The sequence below is a fragment of the Streptococcus sp. 2018037 genome (genome assembly GCF_019754195.1).
Classification (GTDB): Bacteria; Bacillota; Bacilli; order Lactobacillales; family Streptococcaceae; genus Streptococcus; species Streptococcus hashimotonensis.
On record NZ_JAIJZQ010000026.1, the window covers coordinates 22,617 to 29,584 of the forward strand.

The 6,968-nt window shown below is 44.8% G+C and carries 5 protein-coding genes; 2 read left to right on the forward strand and 3 right to left on the reverse strand.

From position 1 onward, the window contains the following. Positions 1 to 74 precede the first annotated feature (74 nt). The 3 genes from K5Q29_RS08790 to rnhC form a co-directional block, all read right to left on the reverse strand. The gene (locus K5Q29_RS08790) at positions 75 to 2,564 is read right to left on the reverse strand and encodes an ATP-dependent RecD-like DNA helicase (protein WP_105139159.1); all 2,490 of its coding nucleotides are present in this window, start codon (positions 2,562 to 2,564) and stop codon (positions 75 to 77) included. Between the two features lie 205 nt (positions 2,565 to 2,769). Beyond that, a complete protein-coding gene (gene lepB, locus K5Q29_RS08795) occupies positions 2,770 to 3,399 on the reverse strand; it encodes a signal peptidase I (protein WP_002935959.1) in 630 nt (209 codons plus the stop codon). Between the two features lie 9 nt (positions 3,400 to 3,408). Further along, positions 3,409 to 4,299 (reverse strand): ribonuclease HIII, encoded by an 891-nt coding sequence (rnhC, locus tag K5Q29_RS08800; RefSeq protein WP_105139161.1) that lies wholly within the window; start codon positions 4,297 to 4,299, stop codon positions 3,409 to 3,411. An 84-nt stretch (positions 4,300 to 4,383) separates the two neighbouring features. Between rnhC and K5Q29_RS08805 the strand changes: the two genes are divergently transcribed. Continuing rightward, positions 4,384 to 5,367, forward strand: coding sequence for a Gfo/Idh/MocA family protein (locus K5Q29_RS08805; RefSeq protein ID WP_105139162.1), 984 nt, complete (start codon positions 4,384 to 4,386; stop codon positions 5,365 to 5,367). Between the two features lie 348 nt (positions 5,368 to 5,715). After that, on the forward strand, positions 5,716 to 6,732 hold the full coding sequence (locus tag K5Q29_RS08810; protein WP_172699634.1) for a LysM domain-containing protein: 1,017 nt from the start codon (positions 5,716 to 5,718) through the stop codon (positions 6,730 to 6,732). The last annotated feature ends 236 nt before the right edge of the window (positions 6,733 to 6,968 follow it).

Here is a 6,968-nt window from a genome sequence, read left to right on the forward strand (position 1 = left end):
ATTGCCTTGTACTAATAAGCAAACGAAACGACTATAGAAGAGTAAAACCAGCAAATCTACTGACTTGCTGGTTTTTATGCTTTAAAAAATTCTTCAATATCTGCCTGATCTATGCCAATCATGGGGTCGATGGTTAGCAGGTTGTCCACAGTCAGAATATATTCTCTGGGTTGTCCACTTGTTTTTTTTGGCTGGTCTTGGTCAAGAAGGGATAGTTGCTGGCTGTTTTCTGTTACTGGCTCTGTTTGTTTTGGCTTACCCGATTGGGCAGGGGGCTGGGTTTGCGTGGCTGTAGCTGTTTTGCTTTCGTTGTTTTCTGTCAGGCTTTCCTTGCTGTCCTGCTCTGCCATTTCCCCTTGGAAACGTGGGACCAGATAGGTTTTGCGGAGGGTTCCGGCGTTTTTGACGGCGTAGTCAAAGGCGGAGATTTCGCCTAGGAGGATGAGCTTGCTCTTGGAGCGGGTGATGGCGGTGTAGACCAGGTTGCGCTGGAGCATGCGGTGGCTGGTGCGGGTAATGGGAAGGATGACCACCTGGAACTCACTACCTTGGGACTTGTGGATGGACATGGCATAGGCCAGGGTAATCTTGTACCACTCATTGCGAGGGTAGGTGACCTCGCTACCGTCGAAGTTGATAGTAATCTCGTCCTGCTTGGAGTCGGTGTACTTGGCAGGCAGGAGGTCGGTGATGTAGCCCAAATCACCATTGAAGACATTGGCCTCAGCATCGTTGACTAGGTGGATGACTCGGTCGCCTTGGCGGAAGGCCTGCTCGTTGTGGAGGAATTCCAGCTCTCCGTCTTCTAGGGGATTGAGCAGGGCCTGGGTCATGTTGTTGAGTTGGTCAATGCCTGCGGCACCACGGTACATGGGAGCGAGGATTTGTACCTCGTTTGCAGGGATACCTGACTTGATAGCTGCGCCGACAATGCGTTCAATCAGAGCTGGAATTTGTTCGTTTTGCGCTTCAAAATAGGAGCGGTCAGCCTTTTTCTCACGGAAATCGCTAGGTAGAGCTCCTTGGCGGATTTGGCTGGCTAGGGTAACAATGGTCGAATCATCGGATTGACGGTAGATGCGTTCTAGAGTGATGCTGGGTAGCTTGTCGATTTTCAAGAGGTCAGCTAGGACCTGACCGGGACTGACAGAAGGTAATTGCTCCGCATCGCCGACAATCAGAACTTGGGTCTGGGAGGAGATGTTCTGGAAGAGCTGGTTTGCCAACCAAGTATCTACCATAGAAAACTCATCCACGATGATAAAGTCGGCATCCAAATAATCATCACGGTAGGATTCTTCCTGTCCTTCTACCAGACCGAGATGGCGGTGGATGGTGGCGGAAGGCAGGCCTGTCAATTCATTCATTCGTCTGGCTGCTCGTCCAGTTGGAGCGGCTAGGAGGACAGGGCATTCTTCTCGGTTGCGCGTCAGGTCAATCTTATGCAAGATGGCATAGACCGCGATAATACCGTTGATAACCGTTGTCTTTCCAGTTCCTGGTCCGCCTGTCAGAATGAATAGTGGATTGGTAATGGCTTGGACAATGGCTTCTTTTTGAATGTCATCGTAGGTAAGGGAGGACATACTTTCCAGCTCTGCTATGGCAGCCTCAACGTCTGCGCGTGGGAAGGGCTTGAAGCCATTTTTTCCCATCAGGCGGGTCAAGTTTTTATGGATACCATGTTCGGCAAAGTAGAGGCTGTTGTCAAAAATCTTTGTGCCTTCTTGCTGTACCTTGTCGTCTGCAATCAATCCCGTCAATTCTTTGGCAACTGCGGCAGGGTCCAGCTCTGTATGGCGGGATTTTTCCAGCAGTTCAAGGGTTGCTTCCAGCAAGTCTCTGGCCTCCACATAGGTATCGCCTGTTTCCATGGAGCGATGAATGAGGCTAAAGAGCATACCTGCCCGAAAGCGTTGGGGTGAATCACTGGCAATTCCCAGGTTTTCCGCAATCCTATCGGCAATGGTAAAGCCGAGCCCTTGGACATCTTCGACCAGTTGATAGGGATTTTCTTCAATAATCTGAAGTGTTTTTTCCTTATACTGGTCTTGGATTTGAAAGGCCAATTTATTGGGAATGCCATACTCGGCTAGTTTTGCCAAGATTAGCTCGGTTCCATAATTGAGGCGGAGTTTCTCCACAAATGCCTGCATGTTCTTGCTGGATAGGCCTGTGATTTGGGTTAGTTTTTCAGGTTCAGCTAAAATCTTATCAATGGTATCCTCGCCATAGAGCTCAACGATTTTTTCAGCTGTTTTACGTCCAATTCCCTTGAAATGGTCGCTGGAGAAATACTTGACAAGTCCGGCAGAAGTGGGCTTGCTGCGTTCGTAACGCGAAATTTGCAGCTGCTGACCATACTTGGGATGGGTGACCAGATTGCCATAGAAACGATAGTCTTCTCCTTCAATGACATCGGCAATCGTTCCGGTCACAATAATTTCGTAGTCATCATAGTCTGCGTCTGTCTCCTCAATTTCAAGGAGAAGGATTTTATAAAAATTACTAGGATTTTCAAAAATAATCCGGTCAATAGTACCGGTAAAATACACTTCGTTCATAGAGTTTAGTTCCAATAATAATGAAAAGGGAGTGGGAAAGAACTCGCATAGACCAAAAAGAGTTCGTCTTCCCACCCCCGCACAGTTGATTAGGTCAGATTTTGAGTGTAAAACACGAATAAATCTGCCAATCAACCACTGCGCTGGGATGTTGACACGAACTCTGAGAAGTGGTACTGTGCTTTTTGCTCCAAACTTGTTTGTATTAATCAACAGTTCCAATACGGTTGAGAGGCCACATGCGAAAGACAACTTCTCCTTTGATGTTTTCACGGGAAAATGTTCCTACACTACGGCTATCAAGTGAGACAAGGCGGTCATCTCCCATCAGGTAGTATTGTCCTTCTGGGACTGTCACGGTAAAGTCTACGTAACCATTGGCATCTTGTGTGAAAGCTTCAGCAGATTGGGCCACAGCTTGGAATTGTTTGTTGTAAGAATAGACTTCTTGAAGTTTATCTTTCTGGAATGCAGCGAGATATTCATCTAAGTAAGGCTCGTCCACTTTTTGGTCGTTAACATAGAGGACATCGTTTTCATAGCGAATAGTGTCACCAGGCATACCAATCACACGTTTGACAATCAGTTTTTCCTTGCCATCGCTGTCTGTTTCGCTGGCTACAACAATATCAAAGCGGTCGATAGAGGTCGTTTTTAGCATGATGAGTTTTTCTTGGTGTTGAAGCGTTGGGTCCATGGAATGGCCATCGACAGATACAGGATTCCAGATAAAGTAACGACTGGCAAAAAAAGCTGCCATAAACAGTAAAAAGATGCCCCATTCAGCTAAGAAGGCGACTAGTGGTGAGCGTTTTGTTTTTTGGATTGCTCCCATATTTTTTCCTCATTTCAATAATTTTTGTGCTTTTTGCGTATTGGCAAAGTGGAGTTTGGCAGTTTGGTTGAGACCAGCCATACCATATTGTTTTAAGATGCTTGCTGCGACTTGGTCGGATTTACTGCCTGCACCAGACGGTAGATTCATCCCAACTAGTTGACCAAGCTGGACAAGATTTTCTAAAAACATAGCTCTAGCAATAATAGAAGATACTGCCACAGCCAGATACTTACCTTCAGCCTTTTCTTCTAGAGTGACGGTGTTGGCAAATTGATTGGCTTCCTTCTTCAAGTACTTTTGATAATTTTGACTGGAAGTGAAGGCGTCAATGACAATCTTCTCAGGCTGGACACCCTTTTGCAAGAGTAGGAAAATAGCCTGATTGTGTAGGGCGACCTTGACAGATACTGCATTGTAGCCTTGCTCGATGACTTCGTTGTATTTTTTCGGTGACAATAGCAGAGCTTGGTGGGGGATTTTCTCTTTTAAGAGAGGGGCGATTTGGCAGATTTTTTGGTCTGTCATTTTCTTGGAATCATCCACACCAAGCGACTTGAGAAAGGCATGGTCTTCTGGGCGGACAAAACTAGCAACGACTGCCAAACCTCCAAAATAAGACCCGTTTCCAACCTCATCTGTCCCAATCATGGGCAGGTTTTGACCAGGTATGGACGTCTGTCCAGAGTTTTCTGGCTCATAGCCCCAGAGCCCTGCTTCCTGCTCTGCCATTTCCCCCTGAAAAACGACTTTTCCAGAAGTGTAGATGGACAGGCTGGCACTGGTCAGTTTGAAAAATGCTTCTATGTAAGGATTTTTGCTGGTCTGCCGATAGCGGTCATAGTGAGCCATCATGGCTTGTTTTTGCTGGGCAGATGCCTTTAGTACAACGGTATTCATGTTCTTATTGTAACACAAATGCTAGTTAGAGTGTGCAGAAAAGGGTGGAATTTACTATAATGGTAGAAGAAAGTGAGGTACACTATGGAAGTGCAAATGAAGTATAAATGGGCGACTCTGGGAACAGGTGTCATTGCCAACGAATTGGTTCAGGCCTTGCAGGCTATGGGTGGAAATCTTTATTCGGTAGCCAACCGTACCTATGACAAGGGTGTGGAATTTGCGCAAAAATATGGCATCGAGAAAGTTTATCGAGAAATCGATGAAGTGTTTGAGGATCCTGAAGTAGACATTATCTATATTTCTACACCTCACAATACCCATATCAATTATTTGAGAAAGGCCTTGAAGGCTGGAAAGCATGTCCTCTGTGAAAAGTCTATTACGCTTAATTCAGAAGAATTAGCAGAAGCCATTCAACTGGCAGAAGAAAATCAGGTTATCCTGGCAGAAGCCATGACCATTTTCCACATGCCAATCTATCGTCAGTTGAGCCAAGTGGTTGCCAGTGGCAAGCTTGGAGATTTGAAAATGATTCAGATGAACTTTGGTAGCTACAAGGAATACGATATGACCAACCGCTTTTTCAATAAGAACTTGGCAGGCGGTGCCCTTTTGGATATTGGTGTTTACGCCCTGTCCTTTGTACGTTGGTTTATGACGGAAAAGCCAAGCCAGGTCTTGTCCCAGGTCAAATTGGCTCCGACAGGTGTGGACGAGCAGGTAGGGATTTTGCTCAGCAATGATGCAGGAGAAATGGCGACCATCGCCCTGACCATCCATGCCAAACAGCCAAAACGTGGAACGATTGCCTACGATAAAGGCTACATCGAGCTTTACGAGTACCCTCGTGGTCAGAAGGCAGTCATTACCTATACTGAAGACGGTAGTCAAGAAGTAATCGAAGCGGGCGAGACAGCCAAGGCTCTTTCTTATGAAGTGGCGGATATGGAAAAAGCTGTCGCAGGCATCGAAAACACCATGCACCTAGCCTACACCCAAGATGTCATGGAGATCATGACCCAACTCCGCAAAGAATGGGGCTTGGTTTATCCTGAAGAAATGTAGGGTTTTGACTAATCCGAAAATTGAAATGAGAGTGAGCTAGTAGCCAATTATTGGGTTACTACCTTACTCTTATTTTTTACTTATACTCTTCGAAAATCCAGACGTTGTTGACTTGATTTGGTAAACGTTAGTTCTACCTGCATCTGCGTCTCCGAATCTGTTTTTGATTTTCATTGAGTATTATCTAATAATATGACAGTCAGATGACATTTATATTGATTGTGTGACAGAAAAGTCCTAAGATTACATAGTGGAGACAGTTTATTTAAAAGAACGGTTGCAGGCTTGTTTTTCAGATTTAGTTTAGGTAAGATAGAACCATCTCAAAAATAAAGAAGGAATAAGATTATGAAACGTAAGAGAACAAATAAACCACAACATATGCGTCGCAAGAGAAAAACACCCATCATGAAAAACAATAAGAAGATGTTATACACATCTTCATTGGCTCTTTCCCTCTTTAGTACAGGGATGATTTCGACAAATGTTTTAGCCCTCGAATGGGCTCCACGTACTGTTTCTGAAATTAGCCCAGAAATTGTCCAAGAAGAAGGAAAGATGACCTATACTGTTCAGTATGGGGATACCTTATCAGCCATCGCCTCAGCTATGAATATTGATATGGACTTGCTGGCGAAAATGAATCAAATTGCAGATGTCAACTTGATTTTCCCTGATACGGTACTGACGACGACTGTTGACCAAAACAATCAAGTGACTCAGGTTGAGATTGAAGCTCCTGTTCAGGGAAACACAAATGAGACCGTTCAGGCAACTGTTGACCTAACAACCAATCAAGTAACGGTTGAGGATACGGTTATTCCCTTGGATCAAATTTCATCAGTTACTGACTCAGCACCCGTAGAGGAAGTTGTAGAACAGCCTGTAGTAGAAGCACCTTTAGAGGAAGTTGTAGAACAACCTGTAGTAGAAGCACCCGTAGAGGAAGTTGTAGAACAGCCTGTAGTTGAAACTCCACAAGTGACAGCCCTATCAACCACTACAACAAGTACAAGTGCTTATGATGTTGGTTTGCAACCTCAGGTAGCAGCCTTCCGCGCAGAAGTGGCAAATGCCTTTGGTATTACTTCATTCTCTGGTTACCGTGCAGGTGATTCAGGAGACCATGGTAAAGGTCTAGCAATTGACTTTATGGTGCCTGAGAGCTCAGCTCTAGGAGATCAAGTGGCAGCTTATGCAGTTGCAAGCTTAGCTTCTAAAAATATCAACTACATCATTTGGAAACAGCGCTTCTATGCGCCATATGACAGTATCTATGGTCCAGCCTATACATGGAACCTGATGCCAGACCGTGGTAGCGTTACAGAAAACCACTACGATCATGTGCATGTATCTTTTAATTAGACTTACAAAATGAGGCTGGGCAAAAACTAGCCGCTCACATATAAAAAAACGAGCAATTCCAATTAGGAGTTGCTCGTTTTCCATTTCATGCTTTATAATTATAATAACGACAAAACAACTAGAAAGGCATGAAAATGTATAAACAGTATAACACAAATCAGTTAAGTTTGGAATTAAATATTGCTTGGGACTTACCTGCAACGCATGAGGCTCGTCTGATTAGTCAGTTTGTGGAT

Coding starts and splice junctions, on each gene's coding strand:
- K5Q29_RS08790 (WP_105139159.1), bottom strand. CDS start 2,564: ATGAACGAAGTGTATTTTACCGGTACTATTGACCGGATTATTTTTGAA.
- K5Q29_RS08805 (WP_105139162.1), top strand. CDS start 4,384: ATGGAAGTGCAAATGAAGTATAAATGGGCGACTCTGGGAACAGGTGTC.
- K5Q29_RS08810 (WP_172699634.1), top strand. CDS start 5,716: ATGAAACGTAAGAGAACAAATAAACCACAACATATGCGTCGCAAGAGA.
- rnhC (WP_105139161.1), bottom strand. CDS start 4,299: ATGAATACCGTTGTACTAAAGGCATCTGCCCAGCAAAAACAAGCCATG.
- lepB (WP_002935959.1), bottom strand. CDS start 3,399: ATGGGAGCAATCCAAAAAACAAAACGCTCACCACTAGTCGCCTTCTTA.